Source organism: Pseudomonas sp. P7779 (genome assembly GCF_013386315.1).
Taxonomy (GTDB): domain Bacteria; phylum Pseudomonadota; class Gammaproteobacteria; order Pseudomonadales; family Pseudomonadaceae; genus Aquipseudomonas.
Window position 1 is genome coordinate 1 of the sequence record NZ_JACARZ010000053.1, and the last position, 16123, is coordinate 16123.

Genomic DNA, 16123 nt, shown 5'->3' on the forward strand with positions numbered 1-16123 from the left:
AGACCTTTTGGTTACTTTTGGCTGGGCCGGCATTCCGGGCGTTTGCCAAAAGTGAGCCGCTGTCAGAGCGGAACCATAAGTCGCCGTTACCTAAATAACGGATATGCCCCCAAGCAACCGCTCAGCGCCCCCTAGCGAACAATCTTGTCCACCTGAATCCCCAGCTTCTTCAACCGATACCAAAAACTGCGCTCGGAAATCCCGATCTTCTGCGCCGCCGCAGCCTGCACCCCGTTGCTCTCCTGCAACGCAGCCATGATGTAAGCCTTCTCCACCTCAGCCAGCGCCGCATCCAGATCCTGCGGCACACCCGGCCCGTTGCTGAGTATCGCGCCCACCCCATCCTCAGCAGGCGTCGAAGCAAACAGATACGCCGGCAAATCAATATCCTCGATCACCGGCGTCGCCGCGACAATGGTCGCCCGCTCCACACAGTTCTGCAGCTCACGAATATTGCCCGGCCAGGAATACGCCGCCATGGCCTGCAACGCCTCGGGGCTGAAACCGGTGATGCGTTTGCCCGCCGTGGCACTCAAGGTCTGGGCAAAGTGCCGGGCCAGCGGCGCGATATCCTCCACCCGCTCACGCAAGGCCGGCAGCGGAATCGGAAATACGTTCAAGCGGTAGTAAAGGTCTTCACGAAACTCTTTGTTCGCCACCGCATCCAGCAAATTCTTGTTGGTGGCAGCGATCACTCGCACATCCACCTTGCGCTCGCGCGGGTCACCCACCGGCTCGATCACCCGCTCCTGCAAGGCCCGCAGGATTTTCGCCTGCAACGCCAACGGCATGTCACCCACTTCATCGAGAAACAACGTGCCCTTGTCGGCCTGCATGAAGCGCCCGACCCGATCCGCCACGGCGCCAGTGAAGGCGCCCTTGCGGTGGCCGAACATCTCGCTTTCCAGCAAACCTTCGGGGATTGCCGCGCAGTTGACCGCCACAAACGGCTTATCGGCGCGGTTGCCGTGCTTGTGAATGGCGCGGGCGACCATCTCCTTGCCGGTGCCGCTTTCGCCCGTCAGCAGCACCGTAGCGTTGCTGTCGCGCACCGAGTCCACGGCGTGCAGCACGCGGCGAAACGCCGGGCTGTCGCCCACCAGGCTGTCGAACTGCGCATGTTCATCCAACTCGGCACGCATGCGCGCGTTGTCGCGCATGATGTCGCGAAACTGCAGGGCCTTCGCCACCGTGATGTCCAGCTCGTCGATATCGAAGGGCTTGGCGATATAGTCGTAGGCGCCGTTGCGCATCGACTGCACCGCGTTTTTCACGGTGCTGTAGGCGGTCATCACGATCACCGGCAACTGCGGGTAGCGCACCTTGATTTCCGCCAGCAGCGCCGGCCCGTCCATGCCGGGCATGCGCCAGTCGCTGATCACCAGGTCGATGTCTTCCTGCTCCAGCACCTTGAGCGCGTGCAGGCCGTTGCCGGCGGTAAACACCTGGATCCCGCTCTGGCTCAAGGCCGACGAAAGCAAGTCACAGAGCTTGGGTTCGTCGTCAACTACCAATACGTTATGCGTCATCACCATCCTCATCATCGCCGTCGTCTGCACCCTGGGCCGGAATGTACAGGCTGAAGGTGGCGCCGGCATCTGTCTCGCTGACACATTCGATGCTGCCGTCATGACTTTCCATGATCGAGAACACTTTGGCCAGACCCAAGCCCGTGCCCGAGGCCTTGGTGGTGACGAATGGTGTGAAGATCCGCTCGATCATGTCCGGCGCAATGCCCTCGCCGGTATCGCCGATGCTGATCACCGTGTTGCCGCCCACGCTGTGGATGCCCAGGGTCAGGCGCCCGCCTCCGGGCATGGCGTCGATGGCGTTGAGAATCAGGTTCAGGCACGCCTGCTTGAGCTGCTTGGCATCGGCATAAATCGTCGCGCCGGGAGCCGCATCATCAATTTGCGCGTCGATGTTATGGGTCGCAAGCTCAGGCCCGCAGAAGCCGAGGATCTCCTCCACCACCGGGCGTGCCGCCTGCACGGTGCGCAGCGGTGCACTGGGTTTGGCGAAGTCGAGGAATTCGGTGATCAGGTCGTTGATCCGGCTGACTTCGCTGATCACGTATTCGAGGTGACGCTTGTCGGTTTCCGGCAAATCGGCGCGGCGATGCAGCAACTGGGTGGCCGTCTTGATAATGCCCAGCGGGTTGCGAATTTCGTGGGCCAGGCCCATGGCCACTTCGCCCAGTGCATGCAGGCGGTCGCGGCGGCGCAGTTGCGCTTCCAGGTGATGCAACTCACCGAGGCGCTCGGTCATGTGGTTGAAGGTGCTGCTCAGTTGCGCCAACTCGTCGCCGCCGCTGACCGCCACACGGTGCTGATAGTTACCCGAGATCACCGCGCTGACGCCTTCGGACAGATCCCGCAATGGCCGGGTCAGGCGCTGGGACACCAGCATGCCCGCACCAAGGGACAACGCCGAGCTGAGCAGGAAGATCAACACGAACAGATTGCTCTGGTTCACCAGGCCCACCAGGCTGGTATGGCGCAGCAAGCCACTGAAGATCACCCCTTGCAGCTCGCCGGCATCGTTGAAGATCGGCCAGTACAAACCGCTGTAGTTATTGGTGAACTGTTCGCTGGGCTGCTTGGTGCTGCGCAGCGCAGATTCGATACTCGAAGGAATCCGCGTGGGGTGATCGACGAAGCGCTGGGTGGAGAAAATCTCCGAAAACCCGGTGGCGTTGGCCAGGTACAAGCGCAGGTCGAGGGAATGCACATCGGCCACGCTGGTCAGGAAACTGCTGTCCAGATAAGTGGCCACCAGCAGTTGATAATCGACGCCGTCCTCGCTGGTCTCGAAGGTGGACACCACAACCCCGGTGGTCACGCCACCCACCTGGACCGTCTGCAACACCGCATTACTGGCCAGGTTGATTTGCTTGACGATGTCATCGGCGGCGGTGGTAAACACGATTTTGTGGTCACTGCTGCGGATCAGCGCCACCACGTCGATGTCGGTGGCGGCGGCAATATCGGCGGTCAGCTTGTCGTGTTTCTCGGCCTGGCGCGACGACGGCGGTTTGGTATAGCGCAGGAACAGTTGGGCAACCCGGGCGTTGTCGTGGAGGATGTCGCCGATCTCGTCCTTGACGATCTTGGTCGACTCCTGCAGCCAGATGCGCACGTTGCTGTCGAAGATCTGCGACAACGTCGTGGCGGCCAGCTCCGCCGCGATCATCGTCGGAATTACCGTCACCAGCCAGAACGCCAACACCAGCTTGCGCTGGACGCTCCAACGCGAAATGGCAAAGGGGCGGGCTTTTTGGCGGGTCTTGTTGATCATCAGGTTTCGCTTATCGCAGCAGCCATGGCAGGGTCGGATCGATCCGGTCGGAGAAACACTTTTGCAACGAACAGCGCACGGTTGACCAGCCAGTTACGGTGGCGGAAAAACATGCTGTTGCCCTGGAACTCGCAGCCCAGCAGCAACTTGCTGGCATAGCCGGCCTGACCACATTCATATAACGCAATATCGTTGCGAATACAGTAGTCGATGTTGGTTAACCAACTGCGCACCGCCAGGCTGTATTCGCGACTGTAGTCACTGTCTTCGCCGAAAAACTTGTCAATCAGGCGATCCCGGTTAAGCAGGATCAGGTTGAACGCCACCAGTTGCTCGTCCACCCAATAAAGCACACAGACCGCACGTTCCTGCAGCTGTTCAAGGATACCGGTGAAATAGCCTGCCGGCAGTCGCTCGAACTGCAGGTCGGAGCGTTCCAGGGTGGCCTCGTACAGCGCCATGATGCGCGGCAGTACGTCGTCGATGTTGCGTCGCCACTCGACACGCGGGCCCGGCGCACGCAGTTTACGGCGCAGGTCCTTGCGGGTGGCTTTGTCCAGGGAACCGAGGTAGGCGTCCACTGAACCAAAAGGGATCGGCAACAAGGCCGTTGGCAGGCTGGGCATGCTCTGGAAACCCGCGCCAAGGCAGCTGTTTGACCAGCCTTCGTCCCTGGTCGGTGCATCCTTGACCGCCACCAGCCCGACGCCGAACGTATCGGCATCCTGGCGCGCGGCAGCGAGCAATTGCGCAAGCAGAGCCTCGCGCCCTGATTCGGCAACGTGGCTGGCGATGCCCGCATTGCACTGCTCCGCCACCGGCGAGCCGATGGCATACAGGCCCAACTTCAAAACACCCGGCCACAGTCGCTCCAGGCGCTCGGTAAAGCGCTTGCCTACGCCTGACACGGTGGTGTCCAGGCGATACCGCGTAATGAACGCCGGTGCGACCGCCACCAGCCTTGCATCGTCAAACACCGCGAGGTAGCGCCACTGAAAGTCATCAATAGCGGCGTTTTCCACGGCCACGTAATAGTCCCAATCCTCCAGGGCATCGGGAAAACAGTCGTTCCAGGCACTGCGTTCGATGGCCCGAATGGTCGAAAAGGCTTGGGCGGTGATCACGTCAAATCCTTAGGGTTCAAGCCAGCTGTCGATAATCTTCAGGTGCCTCTGTGGCGTGTGCGTGCTGCCCGACAAACTCGGCACTCAACTCGATCACCCGACGGTATTGCAGGTCGACGGTGATCATGTGGTAGCAGTTGTCCAGCAGGATCTTGGTCACGGGGCCGCCGAGATGGCGTTCCACGTAATCGGCGTTCCAACGGCTGGTGATGTCATCCTCGATGGAATGCAGCACCAGGGCCGGGGTCTTGATCGATGGCATGAGCTTCTTCACCACGGCATTCATCCAGTGCAACTCGCGCACCGTGACGCCCTCCATGGTCAAGAGACCCGCCTCGCTGCTCTCCCCTTCCTTCATCTGCCGCTCGACAATCGCCCGCAGGCGCTCGTTCTTGATGCCGTAGGGCGGCTTTTCAGTAAAGCGGAACAGGCGCACACCGAAGGGAATACGGATCAGCAAGGGCGTGATGAACGCCATCTTGTTGATGCTCCAGCCGTCGTACTTCAACGTCGTGGAGTACATCAGCAAGCCGGCAACCTGGCCGGGGAACTGCGACGCCACGTACATCGACATCACCGCGCCCATCGACAAGCCGCCGACGAATACCTGCTCGTGACGCTGTTTCACCGCGACGAAGGTCTTGCGCACGCCTTCGTACCAGTCCTGCCAGCCGGTGGCTTGCAGGTCGCTGTTGTCCCCGCAGTGGCCGGCCAGGGTCGGCACGTACACCGTGCAGTTACCGACCTTGGCCAACCCCTGGGCCACCCGACGGAGTTCCGTCGGGGTGCCCGTCAGGCCGTGGATCAACAAGATCCCAATCGGACCGCTACCGAGAACGAAGCCGGCATCACCTTCACCGAGGTCGATCTCGTGGCTGCTCACCGTTTGGTCGCTCGCACAAGCAGTTGCTCGAGCAGCTTCAGGCCCAGGTCGATTTCCGGGTAGCTGATTTCCAGCGACGGTGCCAGGGTGATCACGTTCTTGTAGTAGCCGCCCACGTCGAGGATCAGGCCGAGTTTCTGACCGTCAACCACCATGTCGCCCTTCATGCCTTCCTCGACCATGTAGTCCAGGGTCGCCTTGTCCGGAGTGAAGCCGTCCGGGCCGCAGATTTCGCAGCGCAGGGCCAGGCCCAGGCCATCGACGTCGCCGATGATCGGGAAGCGCTTTTGCAGCTCTTGCAGGCCGGCCAGGAAGTATTTGCCCTTGGCCATGACCATTGCGCCGTAATCGACTTCGCTGGTCATCTTGAACATTTCCAGGCCTACCGCGGTGCCCAACGGGTTGGACGCGAAGGTGGAGTGAGTGGAGCCTGGCGGGAAGATCTTAGGGTTGATCAACTCTTCCTTGGCCCAGATGCCGCCCAGGGGGTTCAGGCCGTTGGTCAGCGCCTTGCCGAAGACGATCACGTCCGGCTTGACGTCGAAGTGTTCGATCGACCACAGCTTGCCGGTACGCCAGAAGCCCATCTGGATTTCGTCGACGACCATCAGGATGCCGTGCTGGTCGAGGACCTGCTTGAGCTCGCTGTAGAAGTTCATCGGCGGGATCACGTAGCCGCCGGTGCCCTGGATCGGCTCGACGTAGAAGGCGGCGTATTCGCTCTGGCCGACTTTCGGGTCCCACACACCGTTGTATTCGGTTTCGAACAGACGGGCGAACTGCTGCACGCAGTGGCTGCCGTATTCTTCCTTGGTCATGCCTTTAGGGCCGCGGAAGTGGTACGGGAACGGGATGAAGTTGGCGCGCTCGCCGAAGTGGCCATAGCGACGACGGTAGCGGTAGCTCGAAGTGATCGACGAAGCGCCAAGGGTACGGCCGTGGTAGCCGCCTTCGAAGGCGAACATCAGGCTCTTGCCGTTAGTGGCGTTACGCACCACCTTCAGGGAGTCTTCGATGGACTGCGAACCGCCCACGTTGAAGTGCACACGACCGTCGAGGCCGAATTTTTTCTTGGCGTCGACTGCGATCATTTCCGACAGCTCGATCTTGCCTTTGTGCAGGTACTGGCTGGCGATTTGCGGGAGGGTGTCGATCTGCTGTTTCAGCGCGTTGTTCAGGCGCGGGTTGGCGTAACCGAAGTTAACGGCCGAGTACCACATTTGCAGGTCGAGGTAAGCCTGGTCTTCGGTGTCCCACACGTAGGAGCCTTCGCAGCGGCTGAAAATGCGCGGCGGGTCGATGTAGTGAACGGTGTCGCCGTAGGAGCAGTACTTGGCTTCTTTATCCAGAAGAACCTGGTCTTCTGCGGTAGCGATGCGGATATCAGACATGGTGGAAGAGTTCCTGATTGTCGGAAGAGGTGCTGAAGGAGGTGGCGTTGGCGGCGATGCCCTGAGGCAGCTTGGCCAGCAATGCCGGCAGTTCGGCGAAGGTGTCGAACCGCGCGTAAGGGATGTTGTTGGCTTCGCAGTAGTCGGCCAGGCTGGCCTTGGCGAAGACGAAGTCGGCGGTGGAGGCCACGCACATGTCGGACTTGCCGTCGCCGATCACCAGCACGCGCTTGTTGCGCGGCGTGGACTTGCACTTGCAGTTGCCGGAGGCGGCACGGCAGGCGTCGCTGGCATACGGGAAGTCGATGCGCCAGCTGTTCTGGTCGACCTGGCGCAGGCGGTTGGCGAGGATCGGCAGCAAGGTCACGTAGTTGCGCGACAGAATCCGCGCGATGCCTTGTTCGATGCCATCGCTGACCACTTCAATGGAAGCGCCCAGGCCCATGACGTGGTCGACGAAGTCCGGGAAGTCCGGATCGATCTCGACGCTGTCGAAATACGCCAGCAACTCGGCCGGGGTCGCCTTGATCAGCGCCAGTTGACGGCTCAGGCATTCGCGCGAACCGATGTGCCCATCCAGCCATTCCTGCTCGATGGTTTCCCACTCGGGGCCGGCGAAGCGTTGGAGGACGTTGTCGATGACGTCGGTAGGAGTGATAGTCCCGTCGAAGTCACACACGATATGCCAGTGGATCATCTGCATTTACCTATGAAGTAGGAACGCGCTGTTGCGCTTGCAGGGGATAGAGCATGGAGTGTGCCAAGTGCCACCAACCCCTGTTTTCAAAGGGTTTGGCGGGTATCGGCGTGTGGTTGTGTCGGAACTTGCTACAATTTTTGTAGCTTGCTACAACCTAGATGAGTGCTTGCCTAAGGCAGGGCGTTTGCGCGTTCATGCGCGCATGTTCACAAAAGGAAATGGCTCCATGTTCAGGGTTACTTTTGCTGTATTCACCGGTTTGCTGGGGCTGTGGGGCGTTTGCGGCGCTGCGCTGGCGGACGGAATTACCGGTGAAGCCGGCGCAGGCGTCAGCTATCAGCCCCACGATCCCACGGGCAGCCGCTACGAAACGCGGCCGATCCCTTATTTCGATCTGGATTGGGGGAGTGTCAGCCTGGGTACCGACGATGGGCTGACCTGGAGTGCCCTGAATACCCATGGCTTTACTGCCGGGCCTTACATCAACTACTTGCCGGGGCGGACGGCCAATGGGTCGCTGCGGGGCTTGCGTGATGTTTCGGATATAGCCGAGATCGGCGGTTTCATCCAATACGCTCCGGCTGATTTCTGGCGGGTGTATGCACAGGTGGGTCAGGCCGTGGGCGGGGCGCGTGATCAAAGCGGCGTGGTGGGCAAGCTCGGCGGCGAGTTGGGTTATCCGTTGGGGAGCGGCATTATCGGCAGCACCGGCTTGATGGCGCACTTTGCCGATGCCCGCCAGGCGCAGACGTTTTTCGGGGTGGATGCCAATGAGGCTGCGGCCTCCGGGTTTCGGCCGTATAACGCCAGTGCCGGGTTTCAGAACCTGACGTTGACGCAGAGTTTTGAGTTTCCTTTGGATGCGAAGTGGTCGCTGTTGACCAGTGCCAGTTGGATACACCTGGTGGGGTCAGCGGCCAATAGCAGCATCGTCAAGGAGACCGGGGATGTGAATCAGGGGCAGGTGCAGACTGCCATCAGCTATAAGTTTGATTGAAGCAACAGCAAAATCAAAGGCGGGCACGCTCCAAATGTGGGAGCGGGCTTGCTCGCGAAGGTCGTTAACGATGACTCGGGCATCCTGATTCAACGCGGCGCCCTCTGGTTCTTCGCGAGCAAGCCCGCTCCCACATAAAGCGGCTCTGCTTTTGCTTCTAACACTCAGGTCGGCTGCTTTTGATTTTTATCTGACAGCCCCATTCAGCCCTTGGCCTCACTGATAATCTGCCGAATCGCCCCGACAAACGCCTCAGCCGGCTGCCCACCACTCACCGCGTACTGATCGTTGAACACGATGGTAGGCACAGAAGTCACCCCGCGAGACACCCACAACTGCTCCTGCTCCCGCACCTCGGCGGCATATTCGTCCGAAGCCAGAATTTCCTCTGCCCGCACACGGTCCAGCCCAACACCCTCGGCAATCCCCGCCAACGTCCCGTGATCAGACGGATCCTGCTGGTCAGTGAAATACGCCTTGAACAATGCTTCCTTGAGGTTGTACTGCAACCCCTCAAGCCCCGCCCAATGCAACAGGCGATGCGCATCAAACGTGTTGTAGATACGACTCTGCCCGTCAGTACGAAACGCAAACCCCAACTCCGCACCCATATCACGAATCCGCGCCCGGTTAGCTTGGGACTGCTCAGCCGTGGAACCGTACTTTTCAGTGATGTGCTCGGTAATGTTCTGCCCTTCGGCAGCCATGTTGGGGTTCAGCTCAAACGGCTGGAAATGAATCTCGGCCTGCACCTCCGGACCCAGTTGGTCCAGGGCCTCGGTCAAGCCACGCAGGCCAATGATGCACCAGGGACACGACACGTCGCTGACGAAATCGATTTTCAGGGGAGTACTCATGACTAGGCAACCTCGCTGGCATTAAACGCCGGAAAGGTCCCACGATACACCCCGTCAAGCCCTTACAAAACCTTCGCAGGCACCACCGGGTCGATCTGCGCCCAATGCGCCGCATCCTGCCGATGCGCTTGCAAGTAGGGCAAGACCGCCGCCAGCAACGGCGCCTTGAACGCCTCCTGGAAACGATGGGCCAGCCCCGGAATCAGCCGCAGCTGGCTGCCCTGGATATGCGCCGCCAGGTGCACCCCATGCATCACCGGCAACAACGGATCGGCCGTGCCATGCACCACCAGCGTCGGCACCCGCAGTTGATTGAGCAACGGCACCCGGCTCGGTTCGGCAAGGATCGCCATGATCTGGCGCTTCACACCGTCAGGGTTGAACGCCCGGTCGTACGACTGCGCCGCCTGCTGCAACAGCACCTTGCGATCATCCTTCACATAAGGACTGCCCAGCGCCGCCAGCAGGTCGGCCTGTTGTTCCAGGGCCACTTCACGATTGGGCGCGCTGCGGCGCGACAACAGCTGCACCAGCGCCGCACTCGGTGCCGGCAGGCCTTCGGCGCCGGAGCTGGTCATGATCAGCGTCAGGCTTTCCACCCGTTGCGGCGCCATGGCCGCCAGGTGCTGGGCGATCATGCCGCCCATGCTCGCGCCCAGCACGTGGAACTGCTGAATGTGCAAGCCGTCCATCAAGCCCAGTGCGTCATTCGCCATGTCGGTCAGGGTGTAGGGCGCCGCCACCGGCAGACCGAGCTTGTAGCGCAGCACTTCAAAGGTCAGGTTGGCGCTGGCCGGTGCCTGGCGCCAGGTGGACAGCCCGACATCACGGTTGTCATAACGAATCACCCGAAAGCCCTGCTCACACAGGGCCACCACCACTTCGTCCGGCCAGTGGATCAACTGCCCGCCCAGGCCCATCACCAGCAGCAAGGCCGGGTCGGAGGCACGACCAATGCTCTGGTAGGCCAGGCTCACCTGTTCCAGATCAACCCGTTCAGTCGGGACATTCACATCACATCGAGAAGCCGCAAAGGACGGCAGGCCGAATAACAGAGCGGCCATGAAAAACAACACGCGCATGAAAAACACCGAAACGCAGAACCCCAGTAGAGCGCGAGTCTGATGAACTTTGTACAAGCGCGCTGCCACAGTTCAGTGACAGTTTGATGAAGGGCGCCCAACGGTCATCCGCGTATCTATCTATCACCTCACGCCCTGGCCCCGCCTCTTTAATGGTGCATTCACCGGCAAGCCCGGTCTCACCAGAGCATGAACACACCATCATGAGTGACCTCACCCTACTTCCCCCGTCTGCCACCCTGAGCGACTTCGCCTCACCGTCGCTTCCAGGCCAGGCCCGCCTCCAGGACCAAAGCCTGTCCCTGCAAGCCTCAGCGCGCTGGCGCGAAAGCCAACAGGAGCTGCATCAACTGATTGCCCAGGCACCCGGCGTACGTGACTCCATCGAACAACTGCTCACAGAGCATTGGCAACTGGGCGCCGCACCGGTCGGCCTGGGATTTCTCAAGACCGAAGATCACGACGAGCACTTCGTCAGCCTGGTGGATGCCTGGGGATTTATCTGCCAGTTTCCAGACATCTCCCCCACCCTGGATGCCCGCAGCACCGTGGTCGGCCTGGCGTCCCACCGCCTGTCAGCCCTCACGCCCGTGCAATTGCTCAAGCGGCTCCAGGCACTGGGCCTGGGGAAACTGCTCAGCGCCCGCTGGGAAAACTATTGGAGTACCCGGGCGCCGGGTACGCCGTTGTCCCGTCGCGAGCGGGCGGCACAACTGTACTGCCAGCATTTCGAGGCCTGCGGGCAATCGGCCTATGCCCAGGGAAGGCTGGGTGCCCAACAACTGATCTCGTTGCAGACAGTGCTCAACCCGGTCACCACCCCCAATGGCGTACGCCCCGTCGAGACCTGCCAGCTGGCGTTGCTGCTGCCCGACCAGAGCAAGGTCAAATTGGCTGGCGCCTGGGTCATCTCCGTGGGCCAGGAGCCGCTGTTGACACAAACCCTGTACCTGCCCTGCCGGCAACCCGGCATGATGGTCTTCAGCCAACGCCGCGACATGGAGCAGTGGCTGGTCGCAGCGCATCAGCAACTGATCCCGCCGGACGTCGCGGCTGACGCTGTCACCGTCGAATACAGCTCGCGCACCGAACCCCTGGAGCACGGCATTCTGGACCTGCTGTCGCACCTGCACGCGGCTCAGCTGGAAAGCCTGCGCAACCGTCATCGCAATGGCAGTGACCTGGCCCGTTACGCCAGCCATGCCCTGGATGATGCCGACCGCCTGGACAGCCAGCGCCGGGAAATCCCGATGCTTATCGCACCGCATCAACCGGCAGATACGCCCGGCCCGGACGCTGACGACCTGCCTCCTGCCCTGCCCTTCGGCCACCTCAGCGCCGACATTGCCCTGGGCCAACGCTGGGCCGCGATCAGGCTGCAACGCAGCGCACTGGAGCGCTTCCTGGGCGATGGCCCTGAGCAAACCGCCCGACTGGCGCAGTTGAAGGGTTTGATGCAGGCGCTGAAAGACGCAGAGCAGGCCGGCAATGATGCCGCCAGCGGCCTGCTGGCAAAAAAAGCCGCCTTCGATCAACTTGAGCTGCGGCAAAAACCCAATCCGGACTATGACGCGCTCTACCAGGCGCGGCTCGCCGCCCTGCGCGCCGAGGGTGCCATCCAGCATGCGCTCCAGCAGATCAGCGATGAAGAACACGGCCTGCTCCTGGCCGTCACGGAACACCCCGCGGCCCCGGAACGCCGCCCGGCTGTCGCGGTGACCCGCCTGATCCTCTCCAGCCGTGACCCAAGGGAAGGTTCCGAGGAGCTGACAGGCCTGTTGCTCATCACCCAGACCAGCGCGCTGACCTCTTCGGCGCCCCACAGCCTGTTGCTGTACTGGCCCGGCAATGCAGGCGGCCTGCAGCGTTTCGAATCCCGCCAAGCCCTGGAACACTCGCTGTTCAAGCTGTCGAGCGAAGCGCAGGACGTCACCCTGCAATTGTCGCTGCTCACCGGCGACCCGATTGAATACTCGTTGCAACAGCAGCTGTACGCCAGCGAACAACAGGCGTATGCGCTGATCTCCCTCTTCCCGGTGCCTCCGTTCGGCCAGGAGCGAACCGAAGGCCTGGACAAACTCAAAGAGCAAACCCTGTTTACCCTGCAAACCCCGGTGTGCCCGGCGCGGGAACTGGCGTATGGACAACTGCTCGAGCAACAACGCAGCAGCACCCTGGCCGGGGCACTGCCTGGGGAGTTGAGCCAGTTGCCGGCAGATGAACGCCTGGCACTCAAGCACCTGATTCAAGCGCAGATCAGCGCCCTGCATCGCTCGCAGCAATTGCTCGAACGCGAGCTGGAACCCTTCGACGACTTCGGCCAGCGCCGCCTGGACCAACGCCTGCGCGAAGACTTCCAGCTTGAACACACCTGGTCGGTGCAACTGGACCTGCCCGATACGGTCAGCCAGGAGCGCGAATACCTGTCCGAATACGCGGGCCCGGGTACACCGTTCAAGTATGTGACGGTGCCCAGTGCCCGCCGCAGCACCCTGTCATTGTTGCAACTGGCCCAGCAAAACATCGACCCGACGCTGGCCCAGCGCCTGACCTACATGAAGCTCGATGTCTCCGGCCCCAATGCCCCTGAAACCACCCGGCTGACCACCGGCCTGTCCCTGGAATACCTGAAGACCCTGGTCAAGGAGCTGGACCTCGCCGGGGCCTACGAAAGCTTGATCACCCGCACCTTCCTCGGTGATCCCGCGGCGGCGCCTTTCACCACGCAGCACCGTCGCGAATGCCTGACCGAGCCCCTGCGCCTGATGCTCATGCTGCAAGGCAAACGCGCGCGGGCCCTGGGGCGAGTCGACGACAACGATCTGCGGCTGCTGAGCATAGCCATCGACGCCGACAACGCGGATGCCTGGCAGGTGGAAGACAAGAAAATCGTGCTGCTGCCGGCCACCCTGAGTGCGGGCGGTGAAGATACCGACTTCGGTCCGACCACCCTGTCAGGGGTCACCTTCATCCAGGAACAAATCTCCGGCACAACCCTGCTGTACCTGCCAAACAGCCCGGACAACCAGGACCTGCGGCGCTACCCGAGCCTGGAACTGGCCCGCAAGGCGCTCTACGACCTCAGCCTGGTCAGCGGCATGAGCGCCTACCTGGCCGGCCTGGCCATCAAGGGCGACACCGCCGCCCACCTCGCCCGGATCGCCCAGGCCCAGCAACGGAATTTTGATCCGGTCTTTGCCGTCGGAACCCCGTGGCCGGCCACCACCTCGCTGGCCGCCCATTTGCTGAACGCCCATATGGGCCGCGTCATAGAAGCGCACCGCGCGACCTCGCGCTCCAACGCGGCCTTGTTGCTGGAGCAGAATGCGCTGCGCGCCGGGCTGATCTTCAACTACCTGAAAATCGCCCTGGGGCTGGTGCCTTTCGTGGGTTCGGTCGTCGCGTTGTATGACGCCTGGTCCAGTGCCAACCTGGCCACTGCTGCGTTCCTGCGCGGGAACGTCGGCCATGGCCTGGCCGAGGTCGAGGCGGTGCTGTTGTCGCTGATCGACTGCGCCATGGACATTCTGCCGGGCAGCCTCGCCCTGCCGGTCAACGCCCGCGCCGCCACGCGCCAGCGTCAATTGCGCCATCTGGCCAGCAGCGCCGCCAGCCTGCACCTGCCCTCGGTCACCCAGGCTCGGCGGGCGGCACAGCGTTTCGCCGGTTATGAATATGAAGGAGTGATCTCGCTGGCCGGGCTGCAACCGCAGACCCACGGTTTTTATCGCAATGTGTACCGGCATACCGAAGGCGACTTCATCATGCGGCGCGGGCGCATCTATCAGGTTGAGCTGGCCGGCGATCCCCTGGACTGGCGCCTGAGCCCGACCCGCAGCAAAACCTACAAGCAGCCGATTGCCCTGGATGAAAACGGCGAATGGGACACTCACTACGGCGTCTACGGCAGCGCATTCAAGGGCGGCCTGGCGGGTGGCGGCAGCGTGCTCGGGCATATGGCCGAAGTGCTTGATCCGATCTGGCCCCAGTCGATCCGTGATTACTTGCCACGCTGGTGGACCGACCGCGCCCTGCGCCGCCAACAGGCGCTGGCCAACAGTATCAACAGCCGCGAAGACCTGATTGCGCTCTCCATTAACCGAACCGAAGAACTGATGGCCCGCACCGACAGCGCAGGCCCGGCGATCCGCAGATCCTTCGAGCAGGACATCGAGCTGTACAGCCGCCAGTATCAGGAACTGACGGAGTTCGCGCCCTTTACCAGCGGCAACCGCCAGCGCGCGATCAGAGAGGACATGAGCCGCAATGCGGCGCGCCTGACCCTGACCACCCTGAACCGGGCGCGCTATCACTTCAAGCAGATCGAGGCACGGATCCTGGAGCTTGAAACCCATAACATGACCGCCATCAACCCCGAGATTTTCGGCACACCGGCGCTTGTTCCTGCCGTGCTGGACATTCTGCGGCAACGTAAAAGGATCAGTGTCGAGATTCTGCGCGACTTGGACATAATCGATGCCGACTTTCCCCAATTCAATCGCTGGTTCGAACAGGTGACTGACACCGCCCACCGTGCCCGGCTAAGCCCGATGCTGGAACGGTTCCGACACGTGCTTAATGACAACTACCGCATGCACCTGAGGCTGGCGCACCGCTTCGACACCCTTGAGGTATACCCCGAAGTGACCGAACTGTCCTGGTGGTACCTGAGAGCCCAGGCCCGTGACAGCTATGCCAAGGTCAACCGGGCCCAGGCTTCGCATTTTGAACTGCCCAACGCCAGCGCCAACATCACACAGCGGCGCAAGGTGCTGGAAGACTGCATACAGGCCTATGAACAATTCCGGCTGACCATCCGCACCTGGAACCTCGGTTACCCCCAGCATTTCGACCAGGCGCAACTCAGTGCGTTTTTCGTCGACATTGACCAGATGATCGAACTCGCCCGCCGGGCCATCAAGGAGTCGCCGGCAAGCCGCCCACCGGCCGGGCAACCTGTACGGCGGGTATTCGACACCGAGGACAATATTTCCCTGGTGGGCACCGAGAGCATCGACCCACAAACCCAAGCCACCACTTACCAGGTTGAGAGCGCCAGCGGGCGCGTCGAGACCTGGGTGAAGGGCCCCGGCGGCAAGTCCCGGCTCAAGGACAATGCCGCCTCGGAACCCGCGCCGCCGGAGTCCAACGTCAAGCCGTTCGTAGTGAGCGAAGCCAGGGCTCGCCTGGACAACGTCGCGCTGTACGAAAGCCGCGCCACCGCCTACACCGAGCAAAAAATGCTGCCGGTGGACCTGGAGCACCTGCTGGTCAGCGAAGCGGCCGAGTTGAACCTGCGGGCCAATCGCCTGGAACGCCTGGACCCTACCGAGGACCTCGTGCGCCAACTGCGGGCCAAGGCCATGGAGCTGACCATCAAGGGCCGCAACCTGCGAATCCGCCAGACCCTCGCCAGCAAAACCCCCACCGAAGGCTATCTGGACTACCTTCGCGAACAACGGGTGGTGGAGATTCGCAAGGGCGAACCGGCCCGCAACCTCAATGAAGGCAAAAAAGGACGGGCGGATTTTCTTCAGGAATACGTGATTCAGGACCTGACACAAACGCCGCCCGCCACCCTGTGGTATGCGCACTTTCATTACGACAAGGCCGGGGCGCAGTTCGACGAGTTCATCAAGGCCCACTTGAAGATTCCCGAGCAGCGCAACCTAGGTTTGCAATGGCAAGTCGCCCAGGCGCAAGCCGGGGCCGCGGTCGACCCGATCTGGCGCGGCAATATCGGGCGAGCGCTGGTCACCCGGCACTTTGCCGGGGTGTAAAGGCGGCGGGAC

Annotated in this window: 10 protein-coding genes; 2 read left to right on the forward strand and 8 right to left on the reverse strand. The window is 61.8% G+C overall.

Translation table 11 applies throughout. From position 1 onward, the window contains the following. Window positions 1–131: 131 nt before the first annotated feature. The 6 genes from HX869_RS16400 to HX869_RS16425 are packed head-to-tail and all read right to left on the reverse strand — an operon-like array spanning window position 132 to window position 7392. On the reverse strand, window positions 132–1529 hold the full coding sequence (locus HX869_RS16400) for a sigma-54 dependent transcriptional regulator (RefSeq protein ID WP_003216481.1): 1398 nt from the start codon (window positions 1527–1529) through the stop codon (window positions 132–134). Beyond that, on the reverse strand, window positions 1519–3297 hold the full coding sequence (locus HX869_RS16405; protein ID WP_178903348.1) for a HAMP domain-containing sensor histidine kinase: 1779 nt from the start codon (window positions 3295–3297) through the stop codon (window positions 1519–1521). Before HX869_RS16405 ends, HX869_RS16400 begins: the two co-directional genes overlap by 11 nt. After that, window positions 3297–4421, reverse strand: coding sequence for a GNAT family N-acetyltransferase (locus tag HX869_RS16410; protein WP_003216477.1), 1125 nt, complete (start codon window positions 4419–4421; stop codon window positions 3297–3299). The genes HX869_RS16405 and HX869_RS16410 overlap by 1 nt, the downstream gene beginning before the upstream one ends. 16 nt (window positions 4422–4437) lie before the next feature. Next, window positions 4438–5304 (reverse strand): carboxylesterase, encoded by an 867-nt coding sequence (locus HX869_RS16415; RefSeq protein WP_003216475.1) that lies wholly within the window; start codon window positions 5302–5304, stop codon window positions 4438–4440. Next, window positions 5301–6695, reverse strand: a complete 1395-nt coding sequence (locus tag HX869_RS16420) for an aspartate aminotransferase family protein (protein ID WP_003216473.1) — start codon at window positions 6693–6695, stop codon at window positions 5301–5303. Before HX869_RS16420 ends, HX869_RS16415 begins: the two co-directional genes overlap by 4 nt. Continuing rightward, window positions 6688–7392: an MtnX-like HAD-IB family phosphatase gene (locus HX869_RS16425; RefSeq protein WP_177020513.1), complete on the reverse strand. Its 705-nt coding sequence runs from the start codon at window positions 7390–7392 to the stop codon at window positions 6688–6690. The genes HX869_RS16420 and HX869_RS16425 overlap by 8 nt, the downstream gene beginning before the upstream one ends. A 229-nt stretch (window positions 7393–7621) precedes the next feature. On the opposite strand from HX869_RS16425, the gene HX869_RS16430 reads away from it, so the two are divergent. After that, on the forward strand, window positions 7622–8392 hold the full coding sequence (locus HX869_RS16430; RefSeq protein WP_178903349.1) for a MipA/OmpV family protein: 771 nt from the start codon (window positions 7622–7624) through the stop codon (window positions 8390–8392). A gap of 203 nt (window positions 8393–8595) precedes the next feature. Here HX869_RS16430 and HX869_RS16435 read toward each other — a convergent pair whose 3' ends face one another. Further along, entirely contained in the window at window positions 8596–9249 is a 654-nt protein-coding gene (locus HX869_RS16435; RefSeq protein WP_003216466.1) for a DsbA family oxidoreductase, read from the reverse strand. Window positions 9250–9311: 62 nt separating this feature from the next. Next, window positions 9312–10331 carry an alpha/beta fold hydrolase gene (locus HX869_RS16440; RefSeq protein WP_177027750.1) on the reverse strand — a complete coding sequence of 340 codons (1020 nt, stop codon included), beginning with the start codon at window positions 10329–10331 and terminating at the stop codon, window positions 9312–9314. Between the two features lie 203 nt (window positions 10332–10534). On the opposite strand from HX869_RS16440, the gene HX869_RS16445 reads away from it, so the two are divergent. Beyond that, window positions 10535–16111 carry a dermonecrotic toxin domain-containing protein gene (locus tag HX869_RS16445; protein ID WP_178903350.1) on the forward strand — a complete coding sequence of 1859 codons (5577 nt, stop codon included), beginning with the start codon at window positions 10535–10537 and terminating at the stop codon, window positions 16109–16111. Window positions 16112–16123 lie beyond the last annotated feature (12 nt).

Bases quoted from the DNA above. Each gene is read 5' to 3' on its own strand.
- HX869_RS16400 (WP_003216481.1), bottom strand. From the start codon at position 1,529: ATGACGCATAACGTATTGGTAGTTGACGACGAACCCAAGCTCTGTGAC.
- HX869_RS16405 (WP_178903348.1), bottom strand. From the start codon at position 3,297: ATGATCAACAAGACCCGCCAAAAAGCCCGCCCCTTTGCCATTTCGCGT.
- HX869_RS16420 (WP_003216473.1), bottom strand. From the start codon at position 6,695: ATGTCTGATATCCGCATCGCTACCGCAGAAGACCAGGTTCTTCTGGAT.
- HX869_RS16425 (WP_177020513.1), bottom strand. From the start codon at position 7,392: ATGATCCACTGGCATATCGTGTGTGACTTCGACGGGACTATCACTCCT.
- HX869_RS16430 (WP_178903349.1), top strand. From the start codon at position 7,622: ATGTTCAGGGTTACTTTTGCTGTATTCACCGGTTTGCTGGGGCTGTGG.
- HX869_RS16435 (WP_003216466.1), bottom strand. From the start codon at position 9,249: ATGAGTACTCCCCTGAAAATCGATTTCGTCAGCGACGTGTCGTGTCCC.
- HX869_RS16440 (WP_177027750.1), bottom strand. From the start codon at position 10,331: ATGCGCGTGTTGTTTTTCATGGCCGCTCTGTTATTCGGCCTGCCGTCC.
- HX869_RS16445 (WP_178903350.1), top strand. From the start codon at position 10,535: ATGAGTGACCTCACCCTACTTCCCCCGTCTGCCACCCTGAGCGACTTC.